At 71.2% G+C, this 23,135-nt stretch carries 24 protein-coding genes and 1 pseudogene; 17 read left to right on the top strand and 8 right to left on the bottom strand.

Features of this window, described 5'->3' with window-relative positions:
• Complete coding sequence (locus tag ACFJIT_RS08375; protein WP_130519548.1) at positions 1-624, bottom strand: MotA/TolQ/ExbB proton channel family protein; 624 nt, start codon at positions 622-624, stop codon at positions 1-3.
• Positions 518-3,000, bottom strand: a pseudogene (locus ACFJIT_RS08380) (DNA internalization-related competence protein ComEC/Rec2); the annotation flags it as partial. The pseudogene ACFJIT_RS08380 and the gene ACFJIT_RS08375, both read right to left, overlap by 107 nt.
• Before the next feature lie 286 nt (positions 3,001-3,286).
• On the opposite strand from ACFJIT_RS08380, the gene ACFJIT_RS08385 reads away from it, so the two are divergent.
• The gene (locus ACFJIT_RS08385) at positions 3,287-4,519 is read left to right on the top strand and encodes a TCR/Tet family MFS transporter (protein WP_379655572.1); all 1,233 of its coding nucleotides are present in this window, start codon (positions 3,287-3,289) and stop codon (positions 4,517-4,519) included.
• On the opposite strand, the gene ACFJIT_RS08390 is transcribed toward ACFJIT_RS08385, so the two are convergent.
• Positions 4,520-5,077 carry a 2'-5' RNA ligase family protein gene (locus ACFJIT_RS08390; protein WP_337052283.1) on the bottom strand — a complete coding sequence of 186 codons (558 nt, stop codon included), beginning with the start codon at positions 5,075-5,077 and terminating at the stop codon, positions 4,520-4,522.
• A gap of 48 nt (positions 5,078-5,125) precedes the next feature.
• Positions 5,126-5,467, bottom strand: coding sequence for a RidA family protein (locus tag ACFJIT_RS08395; protein ID WP_130531080.1), 342 nt, complete (start codon positions 5,465-5,467; stop codon positions 5,126-5,128).
• 375 nt (positions 5,468-5,842) lie between these two features.
• On the opposite strand from ACFJIT_RS08395, the gene ACFJIT_RS08400 reads away from it, so the two are divergent.
• A complete protein-coding gene (locus ACFJIT_RS08400) occupies positions 5,843-6,025 on the top strand; it encodes a hypothetical protein (protein ID WP_130519540.1) in 183 nt (60 codons plus the stop codon).
• Between the two features lie 359 nt (positions 6,026-6,384).
• Here the strand turns inward: ACFJIT_RS08400 and ACFJIT_RS08405 are convergent, their stop codons facing one another.
• Positions 6,385-6,723 (bottom strand): zinc ribbon domain-containing protein YjdM, encoded by a 339-nt coding sequence (locus ACFJIT_RS08405; protein WP_337052282.1) that lies wholly within the window; start codon positions 6,721-6,723, stop codon positions 6,385-6,387.
• 165 nt (positions 6,724-6,888) lie between these two features.
• Here ACFJIT_RS08405 and ACFJIT_RS08410 point away from each other — a divergent pair, with 165 nt between their 5' ends.
• The 6 genes from ACFJIT_RS08410 to ACFJIT_RS08435 all read left to right on the top strand — a co-directional run bounded on the left by ACFJIT_RS08410 (position 6,889) and on the right by ACFJIT_RS08435 (position 12,131).
• Positions 6,889-7,842 carry a cation diffusion facilitator family transporter gene (locus tag ACFJIT_RS08410; protein ID WP_130519534.1) on the top strand — a complete coding sequence of 318 codons (954 nt, stop codon included), beginning with the start codon at positions 6,889-6,891 and terminating at the stop codon, positions 7,840-7,842.
• A 49-nt stretch (positions 7,843-7,891) separates the two neighbouring features.
• Complete coding sequence (locus ACFJIT_RS08415; protein WP_337052281.1) at positions 7,892-8,629, top strand: DUF6491 family protein; 738 nt, start codon at positions 7,892-7,894, stop codon at positions 8,627-8,629.
• Between the two features lie 112 nt (positions 8,630-8,741).
• Positions 8,742-9,224, top strand: a complete 483-nt coding sequence (locus ACFJIT_RS08420; RefSeq protein WP_130519530.1) for a peptidylprolyl isomerase — start codon at positions 8,742-8,744, stop codon at positions 9,222-9,224.
• A gap of 110 nt (positions 9,225-9,334) precedes the next feature.
• On the top strand, positions 9,335-11,200 hold the full coding sequence (locus ACFJIT_RS08425; protein WP_337052280.1) for an ABC transporter ATP-binding protein: 1,866 nt from the start codon (positions 9,335-9,337) through the stop codon (positions 11,198-11,200).
• A gap of 23 nt (positions 11,201-11,223) precedes the next feature.
• Positions 11,224-11,640 (top strand): hypothetical protein, encoded by a 417-nt coding sequence (locus ACFJIT_RS08430; protein WP_235871755.1) that lies wholly within the window; start codon positions 11,224-11,226, stop codon positions 11,638-11,640.
• Entirely contained in the window at positions 11,637-12,131 is a 495-nt protein-coding gene (locus ACFJIT_RS08435; protein WP_337052278.1) for a GNAT family N-acetyltransferase, read from the top strand. Before ACFJIT_RS08430 ends, ACFJIT_RS08435 begins: the two co-directional genes overlap by 4 nt.
• Positions 12,132-12,198: 67 nt before the next feature.
• Here ACFJIT_RS08435 and hemN read toward each other — a convergent pair whose 3' ends face one another.
• The 3 genes from hemN to ACFJIT_RS08450 form a co-directional block, all read right to left on the bottom strand.
• Entirely contained in the window at positions 12,199-13,608 is a 1,410-nt protein-coding gene (gene hemN, locus ACFJIT_RS08440; protein WP_337052277.1) for an oxygen-independent coproporphyrinogen III oxidase, read from the bottom strand.
• Between the two features lie 241 nt (positions 13,609-13,849).
• Positions 13,850-14,647, bottom strand: coding sequence for an amidohydrolase (locus tag ACFJIT_RS08445; RefSeq protein WP_130519524.1), 798 nt, complete (start codon positions 14,645-14,647; stop codon positions 13,850-13,852).
• A 415-nt stretch (positions 14,648-15,062) separates the two neighbouring features.
• Positions 15,063-16,211, bottom strand: a complete 1,149-nt coding sequence (locus ACFJIT_RS08450) for a pyridoxal phosphate-dependent aminotransferase (RefSeq protein WP_337052275.1) — start codon at positions 16,209-16,211, stop codon at positions 15,063-15,065.
• Positions 16,212-16,350: 139 nt separating this feature from the next.
• Between ACFJIT_RS08450 and ACFJIT_RS08455 the strand changes: the two genes are divergently transcribed.
• From ACFJIT_RS08455 to ACFJIT_RS08495, 9 genes are all read left to right on the top strand, one after another.
• Entirely contained in the window at positions 16,351-16,830 is a 480-nt protein-coding gene (locus ACFJIT_RS08455) for a DUF3293 domain-containing protein (protein ID WP_340648001.1), read from the top strand.
• A 72-nt stretch (positions 16,831-16,902) separates the two neighbouring features.
• A complete protein-coding gene (gene ccmA, locus ACFJIT_RS08460) occupies positions 16,903-17,556 on the top strand; it encodes a heme ABC exporter ATP-binding protein CcmA (protein ID WP_337052274.1) in 654 nt (217 codons plus the stop codon).
• The gene (gene ccmB, locus ACFJIT_RS08465; protein WP_337052273.1) at positions 17,553-18,236 is read left to right on the top strand and encodes a heme exporter protein CcmB; all 684 of its coding nucleotides are present in this window, start codon (positions 17,553-17,555) and stop codon (positions 18,234-18,236) included. Before ccmA ends, ccmB begins: the two co-directional genes overlap by 4 nt.
• A 199-nt stretch (positions 18,237-18,435) precedes the next feature.
• Positions 18,436-18,894, top strand: a complete 459-nt coding sequence (gene azu / locus ACFJIT_RS08470) for an azurin (protein ID WP_286577417.1) — start codon at positions 18,436-18,438, stop codon at positions 18,892-18,894.
• 190 nt (positions 18,895-19,084) lie between these two features.
• On the top strand, positions 19,085-19,843 hold the full coding sequence (ccmC, locus tag ACFJIT_RS08475; RefSeq protein WP_130522327.1) for a heme ABC transporter permease CcmC: 759 nt from the start codon (positions 19,085-19,087) through the stop codon (positions 19,841-19,843).
• Positions 19,840-20,016 carry a heme exporter protein CcmD gene (gene ccmD, locus ACFJIT_RS08480; protein ID WP_130522326.1) on the top strand — a complete coding sequence of 59 codons (177 nt, stop codon included), beginning with the start codon at positions 19,840-19,842 and terminating at the stop codon, positions 20,014-20,016. Before ccmC ends, ccmD begins: the two co-directional genes overlap by 4 nt.
• Positions 20,013-20,456 (top strand): cytochrome c maturation protein CcmE, encoded by a 444-nt coding sequence (gene ccmE / locus ACFJIT_RS08485; protein WP_379655573.1) that lies wholly within the window; start codon positions 20,013-20,015, stop codon positions 20,454-20,456. The genes ccmD and ccmE overlap by 4 nt, the downstream gene beginning before the upstream one ends.
• Before the next feature lie 186 nt (positions 20,457-20,642).
• On the top strand, positions 20,643-22,562 hold the full coding sequence (locus ACFJIT_RS08490; RefSeq protein WP_286577415.1) for a heme lyase CcmF/NrfE family subunit: 1,920 nt from the start codon (positions 20,643-20,645) through the stop codon (positions 22,560-22,562).
• Positions 22,559-23,134 carry a DsbE family thiol:disulfide interchange protein gene (locus ACFJIT_RS08495; protein ID WP_379655574.1) on the top strand — a complete coding sequence of 192 codons (576 nt, stop codon included), beginning with the start codon at positions 22,559-22,561 and terminating at the stop codon, positions 23,132-23,134. Before ACFJIT_RS08490 ends, ACFJIT_RS08495 begins: the two co-directional genes overlap by 4 nt.
• The last annotated feature ends 1 nt before the right edge of the window (position 23,135 follow it).

The following is a 23,135-nucleotide window of genomic DNA, read 5'->3' on the forward strand; positions in this document are numbered from 1 at the left end:
TCAGTCGACGCGCGCGGCGGCGTGCGGCGCTTCCAGCGCATCGGACAGGGCCATGGCCTGCTGCTCCATCTCGATCACGTAGCCGGCGATGCGGCCGCGGAAATAGCGATGAAAGATCAGCGCCGGAATCGCCACCAGCATGCCGGTGGCGGTGCACACCAGCGCCTTGCCGATGCCGCCGGCCAGCTGGTTCACATCGCCCAGGCCGTGGTCGAGGATGCCCAAGAACATCTGGATCATGCCCACCACCGTGCCCAGCAGGCCCAGCAGCGGGCCGGCCGCGGCGATGGTGCCCAGCGTGTTGAGGTAGCGCTCCATGCGATGGACCAGGTGGCGGCCGGTGTCCTCGATGCGCTCGCGGATCACATCGCGCGAGCGGTGGCGCACGTCGAGGGCGGCGGCCAGCAGCGCGCCCAGCGGCGAGGTGCGGCGCAGCGATTCGATGTGCGAGGCCTCCAGATGGGACGAGGTCGCCCAGCGGCGCACCTCCTCGCCCAGGCCCGGCGGCAGGATCTCCTTGCGGCGCAGGCTCCAGAAGCGTTCCACCACGATGGCCAGGGCCAGCACGGCGAGCAGCAGCAGCGGGATCATGGGCCAGCCGCCCGCCTTGACCAGTTCCAGCACGTTGAATCCTTACGGCGCAGCCGGCCGTGTGAGAACAGACCGATAGGATAGCCCAGACGCCTCGCGCGCCCGGACCGCGTCCCACAGGCGCGCGCGCCAGCGCCGACGCTCGCGCACCGACAGCCCTTCCGCGCGCAGCCAGACGCTCAGCGCACCGCTGTCGGCGGTGTTCAGCACTTCCGCACCCTCCGCTTGCCAGCGCCGCACCACCTGCCGCTGCGGATGGCCGAAACGGTTGTCCGCACCGGCCGAGACCAGCGCCAGGCGCGCGCCCGTGGCCCGGACGAAGCCCGGGTCCGACGACTCGCTGCTGCCGTGATGGGCCACCAGGACCACCTGCGCCTTCAGCGCCGCCGGCCGCGTGCGCAGCAGCCCGCGTTCGATCACCTGGCCGATGTCGCCGGTGAGCAGGACCGCGCCGTGCGCGGTATCCACGCGCAGCACGCAGCTGGATTCGTTGCGCAGGTAGGGAAAGCCGCGCGCGGGATGCAGCACCTCGAAGCGCACCCCGTCCCAGGCCCAGGCCTGTCCCGCGCGGCAGGCGGTCTGCAGCGGAATCGGCGCGCCGGCCGGCCCCAGCACTTCCAGCGCTGGCATCTGGCGTCGCACCGCGTCCAGGCCGCCGGCGTGGTCGGCGTCGCCGTGGCTGACCATGATCCGGTCCAGTCGGTGCACGCCCAGCGCGTGCAGCGCAGGCACCACCACGCGCTCGCCGGCATCGAAGCCGTCGGCCACCGCCGGCCCGGTATCGAACAGCAGCGCATGGCCGCGCGTGCGCACCAGCACCGACAGGCCCTGGCCGACATCGAGCGTGGTCACGGTGGCCTCGCCTTCGCGCGGCAGGTCCAGGTCGGGCAGCAGTAGTGGCAGCCACAGCAGCGCCGCCAGCGGCTTGCCGGGCACGCCGCGCGGCAGCAGCAGCCAGAACGCGCCCAGCACCGCCAGGGGCAGCGCGAACCACGCGCCTTCCGGCAGCCACCACAGCGCGAAGCGGCCCTGCGCCAGCCAGGCGAACAGCCGCCAGCTCGGTTCGAACGCCTGCCCGGCCAGCCACCAGGCCGGGGTGCCCCAGCCGGTGTGCAGGGTCTCGGCGGCCACACCGAGCAGGCAGGCCGGCACCACCACCAGGCTCCACCACGGGATCGCCAGCAGGTTGGCCAGCGGCCCGACCAGCGAGGCCTGACCGAACAGAGCCACGGTCAGCGGCAGCAGCCCCAGCGTGGCCACGCCCTGCGCCGAGAGGAACGCCCGCCAAGCCGGCAGGCCATGCGTGGGCAGGCACCACACCAGCCAGGCCACGCCGGCGAAGCTCAGCCAGAAGCCCGCCACCAGCGGCGCCAGCGGATCGACCAGCAGCACCGCCAGCGTCGCCAACGCCAGCGCGGCCACCGCCCCTGCGGGCCGCCGACCGCAGCGCGCCAGCGCCACCACGGCGATCATCAGCACCGTGCGCACTGTCGGCAGCGCGCCGCCGGACAGCAGCGCGTAGCCGCAGGCGAACAGCGTGGCCGCCACGCCGGCCGCCACCTGCCGCGGCAGCCACCGGCCCAGGCGCGGCAGCAGGCGCCACAGGCCTGACGCGAGCAGCGCGCCGAAGCCGGCGACCAGCCCGACGTGGAAGCCGGAGATCGCGATCAGATGGGTCAGCCCGGCGGCGCGCAGCGTGGCCCAGTCGGCATCGTCCAGGCCGCCGGTATCGCCCAGCGCCAGGGCGCGCACGAAGCGCTGCGCCCCGACCGGGGCGTGCGCGGCGATGCGCGCCGCCATCCGCGCGCGCCATGCGTCGATCCCGGCCGGCGGCCCCAGCGCGTGCGCCAACGGTGCAGCACGCACATAGCCGGTGGCCGCCACGCGCCGCGCCAGCGCGTAGCGCTCGCTATCGAACCCGCCGGGATTGACCAGCCCGCGCGGCGCGCGTAACCGCACCAGCAGCTGCCAGCGCTGCCCGGCCTGCAGACGGGCGCGCGGGCCCGGCGCGATGGCGTCGGTCTCGTCGTACCAGGCCAGCTGCAGGCGCCGGCCACACGGCACCTCGGGACCGGCCGGACAGCCGTCGGCCAGGAAGTCGAAGCGCGTGCGCCGGGCCTCGACCTGCGGCAGGCCGATCACGCGGCCTTCGATCCGCCAGTCGCGCGCCTGGGCGCGCGCCGGCAGCTGCGCCGACAGCGCCCAGCCGGCCTGCAGACCGGCCCAGCCGACGCCGAACAGCAATGAACCCGCCAGCCGTCCCGCCCCACCCCGCGCCCAGCAGGCCACACCGAGCGCCAGGGCCGCGAGCAGCCAGCCGCGCGCCGGCAGGACCGGCAGCAGCAGACAGGTACAGACGCCCAGCAGCATGCAGATCGCCACGCCGCCGCCGAAGGCCGGCACGGGCATGCGGCCGAGTGCGGCCGCGCATCGGCTCCATCCTGCGCGCGCGTTGGTCGTGGCCTGCGTCCATTGCATCGGCTGGCGTCCTGCCTGAGTCCTTGGCGTCAGCGTGCGTCGAGCGGGTGCGGCGCACCATCGCCGGGCGCCGCGCCCCTGCGTGGGAAAAGTCCCAGCGCGCAGGAAGCCCCCCCAGCGCATAGCCCGCGTGGCACCGCGGCCATCTCGGCGGGTTACCATCGCGCCGCCCGCCGCCCGTCCTTCCGCCCCGCGGCGCACCACGCGAGCCTTCCCGATGCCGCTTCCCGCCTTCCGTGCCGGCAAGGCCGCCGTCGCCTTCATCCTGGTCACCGCGATGCTCGACATCGTGGCCATGGGCATCATCATCCCGGTGCTGCCGCATCTGATCGAGCAGTTCTCCGGCTCCAATGCGCGCGCCGGGCTGATCAATGGCGTGTTCGTGGCGCTGTGGGCGCTGATGCAGTTCCGCGTCTCGCCGATCGTGGGCTCGCTGTCGGACCGCTACGGCCGCCGTCCGGTGATCCTGCTGTCCACCGCGGGCCTGGCGATCGACTACCTGCTGATGGCCCTGGCGCCCAACCTGTGGTGGCTGGCGGCCGGGCGCATCGTCTCGGGCATCACCACGGCCAGCTTCACCACCGTCTATGCCTACATGGCCGACATCACCACGCCGGAGAACCGCGCGCGCGGCTACGGCCTGATCGGCGCGGCCTTCAGCGCCGGCTTCGTCGCCGGCCCGCTGCTGGGCGGCGTGCTGGGCGAATGGTCGCCGCGCGCGCCGTTCTGGGCGGCGGCGGCGATGAGCACGCTGGCCTTCGCCTACGGCGCGTTCGTGCTGCCCGAATCGCTGGCGCCGGAAAAGCGCATGGCCTTCTCCTGGTCGCGCGCCAATCCGCTGGGCGCGCTGCGCCTGCTGCGCTCGCACCAGGAGCTGACCGGCCTGGCGGTGGTGAATTTCCTGCTGTACTTCGCCCACCACGTGTTCTCGGCGGTGTTCGTGCTGTACGCGGCCGACCGCTACGGCTGGGGCGCCTGGCAGGTGGGTCTGCTGCTGGCCATGGTCGGGGCCCTGGACATGTTGGTGCAGGGCACGCTGACCGGCCCGGCGGTGCGCCGCTTCGGCGATCGCCGCACGATGATCATCGGCCTGTGCTTCGGCGCGCTGGGCATCGCCTGCATGGGGCTGGCGCCGACCGGCTGGCTGTTCGTCGCCGCGATGCTGCCCAACGCGCTGTGGGGATTGGCGATGCCGACCATCCAGTCGCTGATGACCCAGCGCGTGTCCGAGTCCGAACAGGGTCAGCTGCAGGGCGCCAACAACAGCGTCGGCGCGATCGCAGGCGTGGTCTCGCCAGTGTTCTTCGGCTGGGTGTATTCCCGGTCGGTGGGGCCCGAGGCGGCCCTGCCCTTCATCGGCACACCGTTCCTGATCGCCGCCGGCGTGCTGGCTGCGGCCGCGCTGACCGGGATCGCGGTGGCCCGGCGCCAGCGCGCGCCGGCGGGCTGATCAGCCCAGCACCCAGCGGCCGAGTTCGACGTAGGCCTCGCGCTGGCCGCCACGCAGCAGCACGAAGGCATCGAAGGCCAGACGCACCGGCGCGCAGGCTTCCGGCGCGAGGCGCTTGCCGTCGTTGTGGCCCAGGGTCAGATGCGGATGCAGCGGCGGCGACTTGGCCAGCACGATGCGCTGGCGCGTGGCCGCCGCGCGCAGCGCCGATTCCAGCGCGGCCAGCGCCGGCGGCGTCTGCGAGGCGGCCAGCACCACCGCGTTGCGGCCGAACACCGCCAGCCGGTCCAGGCTCAGCACGAAGGCCTGCCCCTGCACGCCGGCCACCGCGCGCTGTGCGCCCTCGACCAGGCCGGGGATCTGCTCGTCGAACGGTTCGCCCAGGTACAGCAGGGTCACGTGGCGCTTGGCCGCGCGCATCGGCTTGAAGCCCTCGAAGCGCGGCGCATGCGCCTGCAGCGCCGCCTCCAGCGGCGCCTGGTCGCCGGCCGCGGGCAGCAGCGCGAAGAACAGGCTCGGCGGCGGCGCGGCCGGTCGGGCGAAAAGGTCGTCCTGCATCGTGGGCTAGGTCTTAGGATCGGCTGCCGGCGCGAGGCCGTGCATGCCTCAGACCGCGGCGGTGACGACGATCTCGACCTTCCACGCCGGATCGGCCAGCCGCGCCTGCACGGTGGCGCGGGCCGGCGTGTGGCCGGGCACGACCCAGGTTTCCCAGACCGCGTTCATGCCGGCGAACTCGGCCAGGTCGGCCATGAAGATCTCGGCGCGCAGGATCTTGGACTTGTCGGTGCCGGCGCGCGCCAACAGCGCGTCGATGGCGGCCAGCACTTCGCCGGTCTGCGCGGCGATGTCGCCGCCGCCCTCTGCGATCTGCCCGGCCAAGTAGGCCACGCCGTTGTGCACGGTCATCTCGGACATGCGCGGACCGGTATCGAAACGCTGGATCATCGTGAATGCTCATCGCAGAGGGGGCGCGCCACGCTACCCGGCCATCATCGCGCTGCCAAGCCGCCGCAGGCCTTCAGGCGGCGCCAGAGCCGTGGAACACAAAGTGTGGTACACTACCCGTGTTCCACGAATCGCACGCACCGGACTGTGCTTCCCCGCCCACCGGCGCCTGCGACCGGCCGGGTACGCCCCGCTCCCGGCCCTCCCGACGCAGTCCCTGTCCGGCTTCGGCCTGTCCCCCTGCGGCTCACCTTGCCTTGACCGGCGACTGGCCGCATATCGGATTCGACACCTGCACCCGCGCACTGCGGCCGATCCTCTCGCCACGAGGGCGGGTCGCAGCGCCCCCGCCGCTCCACGACGAAGGAGAGCTTCATGCCCCGCACCAGTTCCAAGATCGCCGCCAGCAAGCCCCGCGCCTCCGACAAGAGCGCGCCGCTGACCCACGAGCGCATCCAGGCCGACCTGGCCGCCTTCCGCAAGGCCGGCGGCCGCATCGAGAAACTCGGCAACACCCGCGTGCTGACCAAGGTGGAAGTGCCCGAAGACGGCACCTGACGGGCAGCATCCCGGATGATCCGACAGGCCGCGCAAGCGGCCTGTTGTTTTTTGCGATGCTGGAAACCGGAAAAGAGTGCTTCTCGTAGCTGCGGCGCGAGGCGGGCAAATGCGTCGGCGGGTTGCGCCTCGCGCATCGCGCCTCGAGAGATCGATGAATCCATCGTTCCCCGAAGAACTCGGTCTTTTCCGCCAACGCGGGAAGTGCTTCTCGGCAGACGCATGTCTAACCATCCAGCGCCTTATGAGGCTTCCGCGCGAACGTCCATGGGTTCCCGCTTTCGCGGGAACGACGGTGGAGGGGGTTCCGCAGCGGTGCCTTGCCGAGCGCGCCAGGCACGCAACGTGCGAACGCGCGCTCAGGCCTTGCGCAGGAAGCAGGTCTTCAGCACCAGGCCCTTGATCTTGTCCGAGTGTCCTTCGATGTGTTCGGCATCGTCCTCGACCAGGCGGATGTTGCGGATCACCGTGCCCTGCTTGAGCGGGATGCTGGAACCCTTGACCTTGAGGTCCTTGATCACCGTGACCGTGTCGCCGGCGGCCAACACGTTGCCGTTGACATCGCGCACCACCAAGGCCTGATCGGCGGTGACGGCCTCGGCCGACCACTCATAGCCGCAGTCGGCACAGATCCACTGCGCACCATCGACGTAGGTGTTGTCCAGGGTGCATTGCGGACAGGCGGGGGCGGTGGGCATGAGGCGCAGAACCAGCAAAGAAGGAGAAAGCGCCATTGTACGACCTGGGCCGCACTCCCCCGCACCCGCATCCCCTGCCAGACGCCGCCCTGCACTCGTGCGCTCACGCGCAGGGGACGCGGAGATGACCAACATGCAAGCCCCACCCGCATCGCACCGCCGCCCATGGCCAAGCCCTCCGGCTCCCGTCTTGTCGTCTATGCCGCGCTGGCCGGCAATCTGGCCATCGCCGTGGCCAAGTTCATCGCGGCGTGGCTGTCGGGCAGCTCGGCCATGCTCAGCGAGGGCGTGCACTCGCTGGTGGACACCATCAACGAGGTGCTGCTGCTCTACGGCCTGCACCGCGCGGAGAAGCAGGCCGATCCCACCCACCCGTTCGGCTACGGGCGCGAGCTGTACTTCTGGAGCTTCATCGTGGCGCTGCTGGTGTTCGCCGCCGGCGCCGGCGTGTCGGCCTACGAAGGCATCGCGCATATCCGCCAGCCCGAGCCGGCCAGCAACCATCTGGTGAGCTACATCGTGCTGGGTGTGTCGATGCTGTTCGAGGGCGGCTCGTGGTGGGTGGCGCTGCGCGAGTTCCGCGCGACCAAGGGCGAGCTGGGCTATTTCGAAGCCTTCCGCCGCAGCAAGGATCCGTCCACCTTCACCGTGCTGCTGGAAGACAGCGCCGCGCTGCTGGGGCTGGGCTTCGCGCTGGTGGGCCTGGTCGCCGCGCAGGTGCTGGACATGCCCGTGCTCGACGGGGTGGCCTCGCTGTGCATCGCCGCGGTACTGGCGGTGGCCGCCTTCATGCTGGCGCGTGAGACCAAGGGCCTGCTGATCGGCGAGCCGGCCCAGCCCGGCATCGGCAAGAGCATCCTGGAGATCGCCAACGCCGACCCCGAGGTGGGCAACGCAAACGGCGTGACCACCATCCAGATGGGGCCCAACCAGGTGCTGGCCACGCTCAGCGCCGAGTTCGAGGACACGCGCACGACCGAGCAGATCGAGGCCTGCGTGACCCGCATCGAGGCGGCGGTCAAGGCACGCTATCCGGAGCTGGTGGCGCTGTTCATCAAGCCGCAGACCGAGGCGGTCTACCGCGCGCGCCGCGCCGCATTGGCCCCTGCCGCGCAATGAGGTAAAACGGCGGCGCCCGCCTCTTACGCGTCCATGAAGGACCGATGCAATGCGCCCGACCCTGCTGGCGTGGCTGCTGAGCCTGCCTTTCTGCGCCGCGCACGCTGCCGAGGTCGCACGCATGCCACCGGCGCCTGACTGCCTGAATGCGCGCCGAATGACCGAGGTGCGTCAGGTCGATGCACGCACGCTGGCCATCGTCGCGCACGACGGCCGGCCCTACCGGCTCGGGCTGCAGTCCGACTGCCCCGGCGTGGATGCCGCGGCCGACGCGCGCCTGTTCGGCGCTGAGGGTTGGATCTGCAACGGCGCACCGGCCTATGTGCAGGTCGACGGGCGACGCTGTGCGGTCGCCGCCGTCGAGCCGCTGGACGCCAAGGCCTATGCGCGGCTGATGCAGCAGGCCGATCGGGACGCCATGGCCACGCTCGATACGGTCAAGGTGATCGGCCCGCAGCGCGGCGCCGGCTTCCGAGGCTCGCCGAGCTATTGCTTCGCGCCGCGCTACCTGCGGTCCTGGTCGAGCGATCCGGACGGGTTGCTGGTGGAGGTCTCGCGCCGTCATCCGGGCGGGCATCGCTGGTATCGGGTCGAGCTCACCGGCAGCTGTCCGATGCTGCAGCGCAGTCCGGCGCTCGCGTTCCGCTCGGGTCTGGACCTGGGCATGATCTGCGGCAATCCCGGCGATGTGGTGCTGGGCGATGCGCGCCCGCAAGGCTTCGCGCAGCCGCTGCGCGCGGGCGGCTGCGGCATCGCCACGGTCTATCCGGTCGACATGCATAAATGAACGGGCTGCGGTTGTGTCAGCGCCGGCTTTTGCCTAGGGTAGTGGCGTGTCCTTCTCCTTCGCGTCGTGAAGCCACCGACGTGCTCCCCTCACCCGTTCACGGATGTTTTTCATGGAAATCCAGGATGGCCGCGTGGCCACGATCCACTACACCCTCACCGGCGACGACGGCAGCGTCATCGACCAGTCCGCGCCGGATACGCCGCTGAGCTATCTGCATGGCGCCAGCAACATCGTGCCGGGCCTGGAGAGCGCGCTCACCGGCAAGCAGGTCGGCGACAAGGTCCAGGTCGACGTGCCGCCCGAGCTGGGCTACGGCCCGCGCCACGAGCAGCTGCAGCAGGTGGTGCCGCTGGGCGCGTTCCCGACCGGCGCCAACATCATCCCGGGCATGCAGTTCGAGGCCCATGGCGAGCACGGCCCGCTGGTGGTGACCGTGGTCCAGGTCGGCCCGGACGAGGTCACCGTCGACGGCAACCATCCGCTGGCCGGCAAGACCCTGCACTTCGCGGTCGAGGTCACCGACGTGCGCGAGCCCACGGCCGAGGAACTCAGCCACGGCCACGTGCACGGCCCGGGCGGCGCGCACCACTGATCCATCCGCCATCGCGGCGCGCTGCATCCCGACACCCCGGCCCTCGCGCCGGGGTGTCGGCGTTTGCGGGGTTCTCGTCGTCGTGATCGCCACGGCGCCACAATGGCGCCATGCCGCCTGCCGCCTCCGTCTCGCCCAGCCCCCGCCCCAGCCTGCGCGAGCGCTTCGCCGCGATGCGCAACGTGCCGCCCTTCCTGCGCATGGTCTGGGCGACCAGTCCGTGGCTGACCGTGGGCAGCCTGGGCCTGCGTCTGATCAAGGCGCTGCTGCCGATCGCCGCGCTGTACGTGGGCAAGCTGATCATCGACGAGGCCGTGCGCCTGGTCGGCGCGGGCATTCCGCTGGATTCGCTGGCCGATGCGCTGTCCAGCGGCCGGCTCACCCGGCTGATGGAACTGCTGGCGCTGGAATTCGTCCTGGCGATCGGCTCGGACCTGCTAGGCCGGGCGATCAGCTACGCCGACACGCTGCTCTCCGAGCTGTTCACCAACGCCACCAGCATCCGGCTGATGGAGCACGCGGCCACGCTGGATCTGGAGGACTTCGAAGACCCCGAGCTGCAGGACAAGCTGGATCGCGCGCGGCGCCAGACCATGGGCCGCATGAACCTGCTCAGCCAGCTGTTCGGCCAGGTCCAGGACACCGTCACCGTGATCAGCTTCGCCATCGGCCTGCTGGCCTATGCGCCATGGCTGATCGCGCTGCTGGTGGTGGCGCTGGTGCCGGCCTTCGTCGGCGAGTCGCACTTCAACGCGGTGGGCTATTCGCTCAACTTCCAGTGGACGCCCGAGCGCCGCCAGCTCGAATACGTGCGCCAGACCGGCGCCAGCGTCGAGACCGCCAAGGAGGTGAAGATCTTCAACCTCCACCGCTTCCTGATCGAACGCTACCGTAGCCTGGCGCAGAGCCTGTTCGCCGCCAACCGCGCGCTGGCGCGTCGGCGCGCCCTGTGGGGCACGGCGCTGGCGGCGCTGGGGTCGCTGGGCTACTACGCGGCCTATGCCTACATCGCCTGGCGCACGGTCAAGGGCGATTTCTCGATCGGCGACCTGACCTTCCTGGCCGGCAGCTTCCTGCGCCTGCGCCAGCTGCTGGAGGGCCTGCTGGTGGGCTTCTCGCAGGTCGCAGGCCAGGCGCTGTACCTGGACGATCTGTTCTCCTTCTTCGCCATCCAGCCGGAGATCACCTCGCCGGCCGAGCCGGTGCCGTTCCCGCAGCCGATCCGTCAGGGCTTCGTGTTCGAGAACGTCGGCTTCCGCTACCCGGACGCGCAGCACTGGGCGGTGCGGCATCTGGATTTCGAACTAAAGGTCGGCGAGGTGCTGGCCCTGGTCGGTGAGAACGGCGCGGGCAAGACCACCCTGGTCAAGCTGCTGGCGCGGCTATACGACCCGGACGAGGGCCGCATCCTGCTGGACGGGCGCGACCTGCGCGAGTACGACCTGGACGAACTGCGCGCCAATGTCGGGGTGATCTTCCAGGACTTCGTGCGCTACTACCTCACCGCCAGCGAGAACATCGGCGTGGGCCGGATCGAGGCGATGGACGATGCCCCGCGCATCCGCGCCGCCGCGCACAGCGCGCTGGCCGACCAGGTGATCGAAGGCCTGCCGGGCGGCTACGAGCAGCTGATCGGGCGGCGCTTCAAGACCGGCGTGGACCTGTCCGGCGGCCAGTGGCAGAAGATCGCCATCGCCCGGGCCTACATGCGCCAGGCGCAGGTGATGATCCTGGACGAGCCCACCGCCGCGCTGGATGCGCGCAGCGAGTTCGAGGTGTTCCAGCGCTTCCGCGAACTGTCCGAGCAGCGCACCGCGGTGCTGATCTCGCATCGCTTCTCCTCGGTGCGCATGGCCGACCGCATCCTGGTGCTGCACCTGGGCCGGATCGAGGCGGTCGGCACCCACGAGAGCCTGCTGGCCGAGGGCGGTCGCTACGCAGAGCTGTTCGAGCTGCAGGCCGCCGGCTATCGTTGATCGCCTGGCTCGAGGAGTTTTCCATGCAACCCACCATCGTCCGCACCGCCGCCCTGCTGGCCTGCCTGCTGTGCCTGCCCGCCCTGGCGCAGACCCCGGCGCCGGGCAGCGAGGGCTGGAACCCCGCCGACATCGCCCAGGCCAAGGCCCAGGCCGATCGCGACGAGGCCTCGCTGCCGCCCGCTCTGAGCCAGGCCATGCGCGCGGCGCAGCAGGACACGCTCGAACGCGGCGTCGCCGCCTGCGCCTCGCCGAAGGCCGACACCACCCCGTTCGTGATCGTCGCCCGGCTGGATGCGCGCGGCGGCATAGCCCGCACCTGGCGCAAGGGCGATACGCCGCTGGCGATCTGCCTGGACCGCTTCCTGCGCGGACGCGTGCTGCTGGCCCCGCCGCGCGCACCGTTCTTCGTGTCCTTCGAGCTCAGCTTCACGCCGTGACCGATCCGGTGCGCATCCGGCCTGCGCGCGTCGAGGACGCCGAGGCCATGAGCGCGGTGCTGCGGCAGATCATCGCCGTCACCGACCGCGAGCGTCCGAGCGACCGGGAGACGGTGCTGGCCCGCTACATCCAGCACCCGGCGCGCCTCCAGTGCAGCCTCGCGCAGGACGCGCAGGGGCGCGTGCTCGGCTTCCAGTCGCTGATCCGGGCCACGGCGGGCAATCCGTACGACGTCCCTGAGGGCTGGGGCATCATCGGCACGCATATCAGCCCCCGGGCGCATCGGCTCGGGATCGGCAAGGCGCTGTTCGCAGCCAGCCGGCAGGCGGCCATCGCGGCAGGGCTGGAGAAGATCGATGCCTACATCGGCGCCGACAATCCCGCGGGCCTGCGCTACTACGAGGCCATGGGGTTCCGCACCTATCGGGAACCGGCGGGCATCGTGCAGAAGTGCTTCGTGGTGACGCGCGCGCCGTCCGAAGCGACCTGAATTACGTCGCGCGCAGGTTGCCGCTGGACAACGGTGCGGGCGGCGTTGAAGACCGCCCTGCCCGGCCTCACACCGCGCGCGAGTGCCGCCCCTCCAGGCCACCCTGGGCCAGGTAGCGGTCGAAGCGCATCGCCACCAGGCGCAGCAGACCGCGCCCGCGCGCGGTGACCTGGATGGCCTCGGGTGCGACCTGCACCAGGCCGTCGCGCACCAGCGGCGCCAGCGCATCGATCTCGTCGCGGAAGTAGTCGTCGAAGCGGATGCTCCAGGCGCGCTCGACCTGTTCTGCCTCCACCCGCCCGCCACACATCAGCCGCTGGATCACATCGGCGCGGATGGCGTCGTCCTCGTCCAGCAGCACGCCGCGCATCGTCGGCAGCCGGCCCGCATCCAGCGCCGCCTCCCAGGCCGGCAGCTCGCGCGGATTCTGGCTGTAGCTGTCGCCGACATGGCTGATGGCGCTGACGCCGAAGCCCAGCAGATCGGTCTGCGCATGGGTGGTATAGCCCATGAAGTTGCGGTGCAGGCTGCCGCAGCGCAGCGCCACCGACAGCGCATCGCTGGGCAGGGCGAAGTGGTCCAGGCCGATGTATTCGTAACCGGCCGCGCGCAGCCTGCGCACCGCCAGTTCCAGCAGCGCCAGCCGGCCTTCGGCATCGGGCAGCGCGTCCTCGTCGATCTGCCGCTGCGCGCGGAACAGCGCGGGCATGTGCGCATAGCCGTACACCGCCAGCCGATCCGGACGCAGTTCCAGGGTCTGGTCCAGCGTGCGGGCGAAGCCCTCCAAGGTCTGGTGCGGCAGGCCGTAGACCAGGTCCAGATTGATCGACCCGATGCCGTGGGCGCGGCAGCCGGCGACCACCGCATAGGTCTGCTCGAAACTCTGCACGCGGTTGATCGCGTGCTGCACGCCGGGCGAGAAGTCCTGCACGCCCAGGCTGGCGCGGGTGAAGCCGCAGGCGCCCAGCGCGGCCAGATGCGCCGGCGTGGTGGTGCGCGGGTCCAGCTCGATGGAGATGTCGCGGTCGGGCGCCTGGCTGAAGCGGAAATGGCGGCGCAGGCCGTCCACCACGCGCGTCAGCTGCGCCGCGTCGAGGAAGTTGGGCGTGCCGCCGCCGAAGTGCAGCTGCACCACCTCGCGGTCGGGCTCGAACAGCGCCGCCACCTGCGCGATCTCGCGCTCCAGGTGGCGCACGTAGCGATCGCCGGCCAGCGGGCTGCGCGTGATCACCCGGTTGCAGCCGCAGTAGAAGCACGGACTGGCGCAGAACGGCACGTGCACGTACAGCGAGAGCTGCCGCGAGTAGTGGCCCACGTTGCTCTGCCGCGCCTGCTCGGCGAACTGCGTCGGCCCGAACGCCGCATCGAACTGCAGCGCACTGGGATAGGAGGTGTAGCGCGGGCCATTGACGCCGTAGCGCCGCAGCAGGTCGGCGTCGAAGGACCAGTCGCCGGATTCGGGAAGGGCGGGATACATGCGCCCATGGTCGCGGCCCGGCGCGCGGGCCGCCTTGACTTGGATCAACCCGGTTCGGGGTTGTGCCTCAAACCTGGCAGGTCGCCGCTCCTACCCGAACTCAGGATGCGGACGCGTGCAGAAGTGGATCTCCTTACGCGGTCGGGCGATGAAATCGAACCGCGCTTGCGGGCAAGGCAACGCGCGCTGGGTTGTCGCTTCGATCTACCGAACTGCCCGCAGGCGAAGGACAACCCACACCTCAAGCCAGCTCGAAGCGGTCCGCGTCGAGCATCGCCGGGAAATGCGCACGGTGCGCCAACAGCGCCTGCGCCGAGACCGCGGCGTAGGTCAGCCCCTCGGCGGCGTCGGCCTCGGCCAGCGGCTGGCCCAGGGCATCGAGCACCACGCTGTCGCCGGCGTAGCTGAGGTTGTTGCCGTCGGTGCCGACGCGGTTGACCGCGGCCACCACGCACAGGTTCTCGATCGCCCGCGCGCGCAGCAGCGTCTGCCACGCATAGCGGCGCGGCGAGGGCCAGTTGGCGACGAACAGCTGCAGGTCGAAGTCCAGCTGCCCCGGGCGCTCGACATCGAAGCGGTTGCGGCAGAACACCGGGAAGCGCAGGTCGTAGCAGACCTGCGGATTGATCCGCCAGCCCTTCCATTCCACGCTCAGGCGATCGCGGCCCGGCGCATAGCGCTGATGCTCGCCGGCATAGCGGAACAGGTGGCGCTTGTCGTACCAGGACAGCCCGCCATCGGGCGTGGCCCACAGCAGGCGGTTGAACACGCCCTCCTCGGTGCGCAGCTGCACGCTGCCGGTGACCGCCGCGTCGAGCTGCCGCGCCTGCTCGACGATCCAGGCCACGGTCGGCCCGTCCATGCCTTCGGCGCGATCGATGGCGTCGTTGGAGAAGCCGCTGGTGAAGGTCTCCGGCAGGATCACCAGGTCGGCCTTGCCGGCCGCCGGCGCGATCAGCTCGCCGTAGTAGCTGCGGTTGCCGGCCGGGTCGTGCCAGCGGGTCGCGCCCTGGACCAGGGCAATGCGGAGGTCTTGCATGGGCGTGCTCTTCGGAACGGGGGCTTGGGAGTCTGGACCTGAAGATTACGCTCAACCCGGACGACGCGATCACGCGTCGACCGCTTCGATGCCTCACCGTTCAAGAATTCCTCCCCCGTCATTCCCGCGAACGCGAGAATCCAGCGTCCGGGACGCTTGCCCGAAAGCCCCTGGGTTTCCACCTGCTCGGGAACGATGGTTGAGGCGTTCCCGAGGCGGCGCCCGCCTTTGCCCCCTCCCTTTGGCCGCAGGCCAAGGGGAGGGCTGGGGAGGGGTCGCTCTTCGCGGGGAAGGCCAAAGCAAAGGCAAAAGCAAAAAGCACCCCCTCCCAACCTCCCCCTTCGCTTCGCGAAAGGGGAGGAGCCGTCTCCACACTTCTGGAAGAACGGAGACGACGAGTGCGCCGTCCCTGCCCTCAGAGCTTCACCAGCCGCTCGATCGCCGCATCCAGCGTGGCGGCGTTCTTGGCGAAGCACAGCCGCGCCAGGCGCTGGCCGGCCGGCGGGGTCTCGTAGAACGGCGACAGCGGGATCGCGGTGACGCCGTGCTCGATCGTCAGCCATTTCACGAACTCGATGTCCGGCAGGTCGCTGACCGCCGAATAGTCCACCAGCTGGAAATACCCGCCCGGCACCGGCAGCGGCTTGAGCCGGGTGCCCAGCAGCTGCTCGCGGAAACGGTCGCGCTTGGCCTGGTAGAACGCGCCGAGCTGCTCATCGTGTTCCGGCTCGGCCTGCAGCATCGCGGCGAAGGCGTGCTGGGCCGGGGCGAAGCTGGTGAAGGTGTTGTACTGGTGGACCTTGCGGAACTCGGCGGTCAGCGCCGGCGGGGCGATGGCGTAGCCGATCTTCCAGCCGGTGCAGTGGTAGGTCTTGCCGAAGCTGGACACCACGAAGGCGCGCCGCGCCAGCTGCGGCCAGCGCAGCACGGACTCATGCACGCGGCCGTCGAAGACGATGTGCTCGTAGACCTCGTCGGACACCAGGAAGATGTCGGTGCCTTCCAGCAGGTCGCTCAAGGCCTGCAGGTCGGCCTTGCCGAACATGGCGCCGGAGGGGTTGTGCGGGCTGTTGACCATGATCAGGCGCGTGGCCGGCGTGATCGCCGCGCGCACCTGGTCCCAGTCCACCGCGAAGGTCTGCGGGTCCAGCGCCACGTGCACGGCGCGCGCGCCGGCCAGTTCGATCGCCGGCTCGTAGCTGTCGTAGGCCGGGTCGAGCACGATCACCTCCTCGCCCGGGCGCACCACCGCGTGGATGGCGTTGAACAGCGCCTCGGTGGCGCCGCTGGTCACGGTGATCTCGGTGTCCGCGTTCACCTGGGCGCCGTAGCAGCGCAGCACCTTGGCGGCGATGGCCTGGCGCAGCGGCGCCACGCCGGTCATCGGCGGGTACTGGTTGTGGCCGGCGCGCATGGCGCGGTCCAGCTCGTCCACCAGCCGCTGCGGGACCGGGAAATCAGGGAAGCCCTGGCCGAGGTTGACCGCGCCGTGCTCGGCGGCCAGCTGCGACATCACGGTGAAGATGGTGGTGCCCACGCGGGGCAACTTGGTCTGCGGCTGCATCGGTCCGGAAGAGGGCGGTCGGTGGGGGCCGCAAGTGTACGCAATGGCGTCGGGCACGCCGGTGACCCGGCCCGGGCCGGGGCCCCCACGACCTTGGTCTGACTGGCGCCGGCGCCGCGCCGTGCCCATGATCCGCGCCATGGACGGGGAACTGGAACAGACACCACCGGCGCTGGGCGACCTGGCCCGGCTGTATGCCGCCGCGCACTACTTCGTGGTGGTGGGGCGCAAGGAATGGCTGTTCCAGGTCGGCCAGTCGGCCGCCGACGTGGAGCGCCAGCTCGGCGCGCGCAGCTACCAGTTCGTCACCGCCTGGAATCCGCGCTCCTGCCCGGCCGGCGAGGCGCGCAACCTGGAGGCCGCCCAGGTCCTGGAACAGCGCCTGCGCGAGACCAGCCTGAGCATCCACCGCGCCCTGGGCTGCAATGCGCAGGGCGGCGCGGTCGAGCACGGCTGGCTGGTGCTGGACGTGGGCTGGGACCAGGCCGACGCGCTGGCGCGCGACTTCGGCCAGGCCGGCACGCTGTACTGGCTGGCCGGCGAACCGGTGCGCCTGCGCATGCAGGCCCCGCGCCCGCACGATGCGCCCGACGACATGTTCACCGACTGGACGGGCTGAGCGGCGCGCGCGCCCCACGGTCCCAAGTTCCCCGGCAGGCCGCGATCGACGACCTCCCCTAGAATGCGGCCGATGACGTCCGATGCCCCGCGCCCGCCCCTGCTGTCCGTCCAGGCGCTGGCCTTCAGCCGCAACGAGGAGCCGGTATTCGGGCCGCTGGCGTTCCAGCTCGACGCCGGCGAGGCGCTGCTGGTCCAGGGCGGCAACGGCGCCGGCAAGACCACGCTGCTGCGCGTGCTGGCCGGCCTGCTGCGCGCCGACGCCGGGACCATCGCGCTGGAAGGGCGCAGCGCCGATGCGCACGCGCGTTCGCTGGCGATGGCCTACCTGGGGCACCTGCCGGCGCTGAAGGGCGACCTGGGCGCGCTGGAGAACCTGGAGTTCCTGTGCGGCCTGCACGGCCGCCGCGCCACGCTCAGCCCGGCCCAGGCGATGGCCGCCACCGGCCTGGCCGGCTACGAGGACACCCTGGCCCGGCAGCTGTCGGCCGGGCAGAAGAAGCGCCTGTCGCTGGCCCGGCTGTGGCTCTCCCCGGCGCCCTTATGGCTGCTCGACGAGCCCTACGCCAACCTCGACCTGGACGGCATCACCCTGGTCAACCGGATGATCTCGGCGCATCTGGCGCAGGGCGGCGCGGCCCTGGTCACCACCCACGGCGCCTACGCCGCCCCGCCGGTGCGCACCCGGCAGCTGCTGCTCGCCGGGCGCGAGCAGGTCGCCGCGTGAGTCCGCCCACCCTGCCCGGCACCGCCGCCGCGCTGCTGCGCCGCGACCTGCGCCTGCTGTGGCGCCGGCGCGGCGACGCCCTGCAGCCGGCCCTGTTCGCGCTGCTGGTGGTGGTGCTGTTCGCCCTGGCGCTGGGCGCCAACCCGCAGCTGCTGGCGCGGGTCGCGGCGGCGGTGCTGTGGCTGGCCGCGCTGCTGGCCGGGCTGCTGACCCTGGACAGCCTGTTCCGCGGCGATGCCGAGGACGGCTCGCTGGAGCAGTGGATCCTGGCGCCGGTGCCGCTGGCCTGGCTGGTGGCGGTGCGGGTGCTGGCGCACTGGCTGGCGACCGCCGGCCCGGTGCTGATCGCCACCCCGCTGCTGGCCGAACTGCTGTACCTGCCGCGCCCGCTGCTGCCGGTGCTGATGGCCTCGCTGGCCCTGGGCACGCCGCTGCTGAGCCTGCTCGGCGCGGTGGTGGCCGCGCTGACCGTGGGCATGCGCCGGGCCGGGGTGCTGCTGGCCCTGCTGGCGCTGCCGCTGTACGTGCCGGTGCTGGTGTTCGGCGCCGGCGCGGTGGCCCGGGCCGCGGAAGGGCTGGACCCGGGCTTCGCCCTGCTGATGCTGGCGGCCGGCCTGGCGCTGGCCATCGTGCTGGCGCCGCTGGCGGCGGCCGCGGCGCTGCGCATCGCCACCGAGTAGGCCTCGCTTCCACCTGCCCGAGCGCGCCCCACCCGCCGCGGCGCTTCCCTTTCCGGCCCCGACTGTCAGACCATCGGCCAGTTCCACCCATTACAGTGATCGCGCGATCCTGTGCCCCACACCTGCACGGCGCCTCGCGCGGTCCAGCCCCCAAGCCTTCGCCCGCTTCCACGTCCCAACCCTCACCGGAGTTCGAAACATGCGTCCCTACCTGATCGCCGCCGCCATCCTCGCCGCATCCGCGTCCTGTGCGTCCTTCGGCGCGCGCGCCGCCACCTGCTCGGCCGACCTGGAAGGCAACGACATGATGAAGTACAGCCTGACCAACATCGATGTGCCCAAGAGCTGCGCCAACTTCACCATCAACCTCAAGCACACCGGCAAGCTGGCCAAGACCGTGATGGGTCACAACGTGGTGATCGGCAAGACGGCCGACATGGCCGGCATCGACAGCGACGGCATGAAGGCCGGCGCGCCGGCGGACTACGTCAAGGCCGGCGACGCGCGCGTGGTCGCCCACAGCAAGCTGATCGGCGGCGGCGAGAGCACCTCGGTCAGCTTCCCGGTGGCCAAGATCGCCAGCGGCGGCCCGTATTCGTTCTTCTGCAGCTTCCCCGGCCACTCGACCCTGATGAAGGGCACGCTGACGGTCAAGTAAGCCGGCGCGCGCGGCCCGGGCGTCCCCGGGCCGAGGCGGCCGCGGTGTGCGGCGCAGCGTGGCGGCCGTCCTTGCTTTTGGTGGACAATCCGGGCACCGCCGCGCCGCCCACCCTGCCTGGCGCGGCCTCGGCATTGCCTTCGCCCGACGGGTGCCAGCTGGCGTCTTTCCGCAAGCCCCACGAGTCTCGATGTCCCAGAAGAATGCGCTAGTGCTGTGGTTCCATCGGCTCGGTTCGCCGCCGGTGTTCGATCGCTTCGCCGCGCGCTGGGCGCCGTGGTGCTTCGGCATCGGCCTGGTCGCCATGCTGGTGGGGCTGTGGCAGGCCTTGTTCGTGGTGCCGGCCGACTACCAGCAGGGCGACAGCTTCCGCATCCTCTACATCCACGTGCCCGCCGCGTGGATGAGCCTGTTCGTGTTCGGGCTGATGGCGCTGTATGCGGCCATCGCCCTGATCTGGCGCATCAAGCTGTGCGAGATCCTGGCCATGGCCTGCGCGCCGATCGGCGCGGCCTTCACCGTCATCACCCTGGCCACCGGCTCGATCTGGGGCAAGCCGATGTGGGGCACCTGGTGGGACTGGGACCCGCGCCTGACCACCGAGCTGATCCTGCTGTTCCTCTACCTGGGCGTGATGGGCCTGTACGGCGCCATCGAGGACCGTCGCGCCGCCGCCCGCGCCGCCGGGCTGCTGGCCATCGTCGGGGTGGCGCTGCTGCCGGTGATCCGCTATTCGGTGGTGTGGTGGAACTCGCTGCACCAGGGCCAGACCATCAGCCTGATGGGCCCCTCGCACATGGACGCCAGCATGATCACGCCGCTGTGGATCATGGTGCTGGCGACCAAGGCCTGGTTCGCCGGCTCGCTGCTGCAGCGCGCGCGCCTGGACAACCTGCGCCGCGAGGCCGGCAAGGACTGGGTGCTGCGGCTGGCGGAGGCGCGCCCGTGAGCTATCTGCCCTACGTCATCGGCGCCTATGCGGTGTTCGTGATCGTGCTGGCCTGGGACTTCCTGCTGCCGCGCCTGCAGCTGCGCCAGCTGCTGCGCAGCGCGCGCCAGCGCCAGGCCCGCGCCCAAGCCCGGCGCGTGGCCGCGCCCGCGCAGACCGAGCTGCCGCGATGAATCCGGTCCGCCGTCGCCGTCTGCTGCTGGTCTGCGCGCTGCTGGTGGCCGCGGGCCTGGCCACCGCGCTGGTCGCCGCGGCGCTGTCGCGCAATGCCAACTATCTGTTCACCCCGGCCGAGGTGCTCTCCGGCCAGGCCGGCGACCATGCGCGCTTCCGCCTGGGAGGGATGGTCGAGCGCGGCTCGTTCCAGCGCGCGCAGGGCTCGATGGAGGCGCATTTCCGCGTCACCGACGGCGATGCGCAGCTGCCGGTGGTCTATACCGGCATCCTGCCCGACCTGTTCCGCGAGGATCAGGCCGTGGTCGCCACCGGCTCGATGCAGGGGGGCCAGTTCGTCGCCACCGAGGTGCTGGCCAAGCACGATGAGACCTACATGCCCAAGGAAGTCGCCGACAAGATGGGCAAGGCGCATCAGAAGCATCAGGTGAAGCAGTGAGGTCTGGCAGGGGCGGCATCGGGGACCGGGGACCCGGGACCCGGGAAAGCGGCACCCCAAGGTCTGAAGCGGCTGCGCGCCCTCACCGATCATCGTTGCGCGCGTCGTCGCGTCCAGGCTGCACCGAGCTTTCGCCTTTCTCTTTTTCACGGTTCCGGGTCCCCGGTCCCCGGTCCCGGCTTCACCATGCTTCCTGAGCTCGGCCAGTTCGCCCTCATCCTCGCGCTGCTGGTGGCCCTCGTGCAGGCGGTGCTGCCGGCGCTGGGTGCGCAGCGCGGGCGCGTGGCGTGGATGGCGATCGCGCGGCCGGCGGCGATCGCGCAGCTGGCCGCGGTGTTCGTCGCGTTCGCGGCGCTGACCGCCGCGTTCGTGCAGCAGGACTTCTCGGTGCGCTACGTGGCCGAGAACTCCAATTCGCTGCTGCCGCTGGTCTATCGCTACACCGCCGTGTGGGGCTCGCACGAGGGCTCGCTGCTGCTGTGGGCGCTGGTGCTGGCCGGCTGGAGCGCGGCGGTGGCCTGCTTCTCCGCGCACCTGCCGCAGGTGGTGGTGGCGCGCGTGCTGGCGGTGATGGGCGTGGTGGCGGTGGGCTTCCTGTCCTTCCTGCTGTTCACCTCCGATCCCTTCGTGCGGCTGCTGCCCTCGCCCGGCGAGGGGCGCGATCTCAATCCGCTGCTGCAGGACCCGGGGATGATCATCCATCCGCCGATGCTCTACATGGGCTATGTGGGCTTCGCGGTGCCCTTCGCCTTCGCCGTGGCCGCGCTGCTGGACGGCACGCTGGATGCGCGCTGGCTGCGCTGGACGCGGCCGTGGACCAACGTGGCCTGGGCGTTTCTGACCGGCGGCATCGCGCTGGGCAGCTGGTGGGCGTATTCGGAGCTGGGCTGGGGCGGCTGGTGGTTCTGGGACCCGGTGGAGAACGCCAGCTTCATGCCCTGGCTGGCCGGCGCGGCGCTGATTCATTCACAGGCAGTGACCGAGAAGCGCGGGTCCTTCCGCGGCTGGACGCTGCTGTTGGCCATCGCCGCGTTCTCGCTGTCGCTGCTGGGGACCTTCCTGGTGCGCTCGGGCGTGCTGACCAGCGTGCATGCGTTCGCGGCCGATCCCACGCGCGGGCTGTTCGTGCTGGTGTTCCTTGGCATCGTGGTCGGCGGTTCGCTGTTGCTGTACGCGCTGCGCGCGCCGCAGATGGGCGACGGCAAGCCGTTCGCGGCCAGCTCGCGCGAGACCTTGCTACTGGCCAACAACGTGCTGCTGGCCTGCGCCTGCGCGATGGTCGCGCTGGGCACGCTGTATCCGCTGCTGGCCGATGCGCTGGACCTGGGCAAGATCTCGGTCGGCCCACCCTACTTCAGCCTGCTGTTCCTGCTGCTGATGGCGCCGCTGGTGCTGCTGCTGCCGTTCGGGCCGCTGTTCAAATGGCAGCGCGAGCAGGCCTCGCGCGTGGCCGCGCTGCTGGCGCCGTGGGCGGTGCTGGCGCTGATCGGCGGCGGCATCGCGTACTTCATCGCGCCGCAGGGCCAGTGGAAGACCGCCGCCGGCATCGCCGGGGCGCTGTGGGTGGCCGCCGGCACGCTGCGCTTCGTCTGGCAGCGGCTGCGCGCGCAGGGGCGCCTGACCGCCGAGATGCTCGGCATGAGCCTGGCGCATCTGGGCATCGCGGTCTTCCTGGTCGGCGCGCTGCTGGTCGAGGCACTCAACGTGCAGCGCGAAGTGGCGCTGCGGCCCGGCCAGACGGTCGAGGTCGGCCACTACGGCTTCACCTTCGAAGGCGTGCAGGAAAGCCGCGGCCCCAACTACGTCGCCGACCGCGGCACGCTGCAGCTGACCCGGCGCGATACGCCGCTGCAGACCCTGCATCCGGAGAAGCGCGCCTACGCCAGCGGCGGTCAGGTCATGACCGAATCGGCCGTGCGCCCGGGCGTGCTCGGCGATGTCTACGTGGCGCTGGGCGAACCGCTGGGCAACGGCGCCTGGGCGGTGCGCATCCAGGTCAAGCCGATGGTGCGCTGGATCTGGGCCGGCGCGGTGTTGATGGCCTTGGGGGGGCTGGTCAGCGCCAGCGATCGCCGCTTCCGTCGCCGTCCGGAGGCCACGCCATGAGCATGCCCGCCGAGCGTCGCGGCGTCTCGCGTGGGGCGCTGATCATCGGCGCGCTGTGCCTGGCCGCGCTGTTCGCGCTGCTGCTGGTGGCCGTGCAGCGCTCCGACCGCCCCGACCGCCAGGCCTTGCCCTCGGCGCTGATCGGCCGCCCCGCGCCGGCCACGGTGCTGCCGCTGCTGCACGCGCCGGGCAGCACCCTGGATCTGGACACGCTGCGCGGCCGGCCCTATGTGCTCAACGTCTGGGGCAGCTGGTGCCCGGAGTGCCGGGTCGAACACCCCACCGTCAGCGCGCTGGCGCGCTCGGGCCAGGTGCGCGTGATCGGCTATGCGTTGAAGGATGACCCGGCCGATTCGCTGCGCTGGCTGCAGCAGTTCGGCAACCCGTACGAGGCCGTGGTCAGCGACGTGGAAGGCAAGGCCTCGCTGAACTGGGGCATCTACGGCGCGCCGGAGACCTTCCTGGTCGACGCCGGCGGCATCGTGCGCTGGAAGCATGTCGGCCCGCTCGACCAGGCCATCGTCGAGACCGAACTGCTGCCGGCGCTGGCCGCCGCGGAGCGCGCGCGATGAA

The organism is Pseudoxanthomonas sp. UC19_8 (assembly GCF_042700505.1).
GTDB classification, from domain to species: domain Bacteria; phylum Pseudomonadota; class Gammaproteobacteria; order Xanthomonadales; family Xanthomonadaceae; genus Pseudoxanthomonas_A; species Pseudoxanthomonas_A winnipegensis.

Bases quoted from the DNA above. Each gene is read 5' to 3' on its own strand.
- ACFJIT_RS08415 (WP_337052281.1), top strand. From the start codon at position 7,892: ATGCGCCCGACCCTGCTGGCGTGGCTGCTGAGCCTGCCTTTCTGCGCC.
- ACFJIT_RS08400 (WP_130519540.1), top strand. From the start codon at position 5,843: ATGCCCCGCACCAGTTCCAAGATCGCCGCCAGCAAGCCCCGCGCCTCC.
- azu (WP_286577417.1), top strand. From the start codon at position 18,436: ATGCGTCCCTACCTGATCGCCGCCGCCATCCTCGCCGCATCCGCGTCC.
- ACFJIT_RS08395 (WP_130531080.1), bottom strand. From the start codon at position 5,467: ATGATCCAGCGTTTCGATACCGGTCCGCGCATGTCCGAGATGACCGTG.
- ACFJIT_RS08425 (WP_337052280.1), top strand. From the start codon at position 9,335: ATGCCGCCTGCCGCCTCCGTCTCGCCCAGCCCCCGCCCCAGCCTGCGC.
- ccmE (WP_379655573.1), top strand. From the start codon at position 20,013: ATGAATCCGGTCCGCCGTCGCCGTCTGCTGCTGGTCTGCGCGCTGCTG.
- ccmA (WP_337052274.1), top strand. From the start codon at position 16,903: ATGACGTCCGATGCCCCGCGCCCGCCCCTGCTGTCCGTCCAGGCGCTG.
- ACFJIT_RS08390 (WP_337052283.1), bottom strand. From the start codon at position 5,077: ATGCAGGACGACCTTTTCGCCCGACCGGCCGCGCCGCCGCCGAGCCTG.
- ACFJIT_RS08455 (WP_340648001.1), top strand. From the start codon at position 16,351: ATGGACGGGGAACTGGAACAGACACCACCGGCGCTGGGCGACCTGGCC.
- hemN (WP_337052277.1), bottom strand. From the start codon at position 13,608: ATGTATCCCGCCCTTCCCGAATCCGGCGACTGGTCCTTCGACGCCGAC.
- ACFJIT_RS08490 (WP_286577415.1), top strand. From the start codon at position 20,643: ATGCTTCCTGAGCTCGGCCAGTTCGCCCTCATCCTCGCGCTGCTGGTG.
- ACFJIT_RS08445 (WP_130519524.1), bottom strand. From the start codon at position 14,647: ATGCAAGACCTCCGCATTGCCCTGGTCCAGGGCGCGACCCGCTGGCAC.
- ACFJIT_RS08410 (WP_130519534.1), top strand. From the start codon at position 6,889: ATGGCCAAGCCCTCCGGCTCCCGTCTTGTCGTCTATGCCGCGCTGGCC.
- ACFJIT_RS08495 (WP_379655574.1), top strand. From the start codon at position 22,559: ATGAGCATGCCCGCCGAGCGTCGCGGCGTCTCGCGTGGGGCGCTGATC.
- ACFJIT_RS08405 (WP_337052282.1), bottom strand. From the start codon at position 6,723: ATGCCCACCGCCCCCGCCTGTCCGCAATGCACCCTGGACAACACCTAC.
- ACFJIT_RS08450 (WP_337052275.1), bottom strand. From the start codon at position 16,211: ATGCAGCCGCAGACCAAGTTGCCCCGCGTGGGCACCACCATCTTCACC.
- ACFJIT_RS08420 (WP_130519530.1), top strand. From the start codon at position 8,742: ATGGAAATCCAGGATGGCCGCGTGGCCACGATCCACTACACCCTCACC.
- ACFJIT_RS08430 (WP_235871755.1), top strand. From the start codon at position 11,224: ATGCAACCCACCATCGTCCGCACCGCCGCCCTGCTGGCCTGCCTGCTG.
- ACFJIT_RS08385 (WP_379655572.1), top strand. From the start codon at position 3,287: ATGCCGCTTCCCGCCTTCCGTGCCGGCAAGGCCGCCGTCGCCTTCATC.
- ccmC (WP_130522327.1), top strand. From the start codon at position 19,085: ATGTCCCAGAAGAATGCGCTAGTGCTGTGGTTCCATCGGCTCGGTTCG.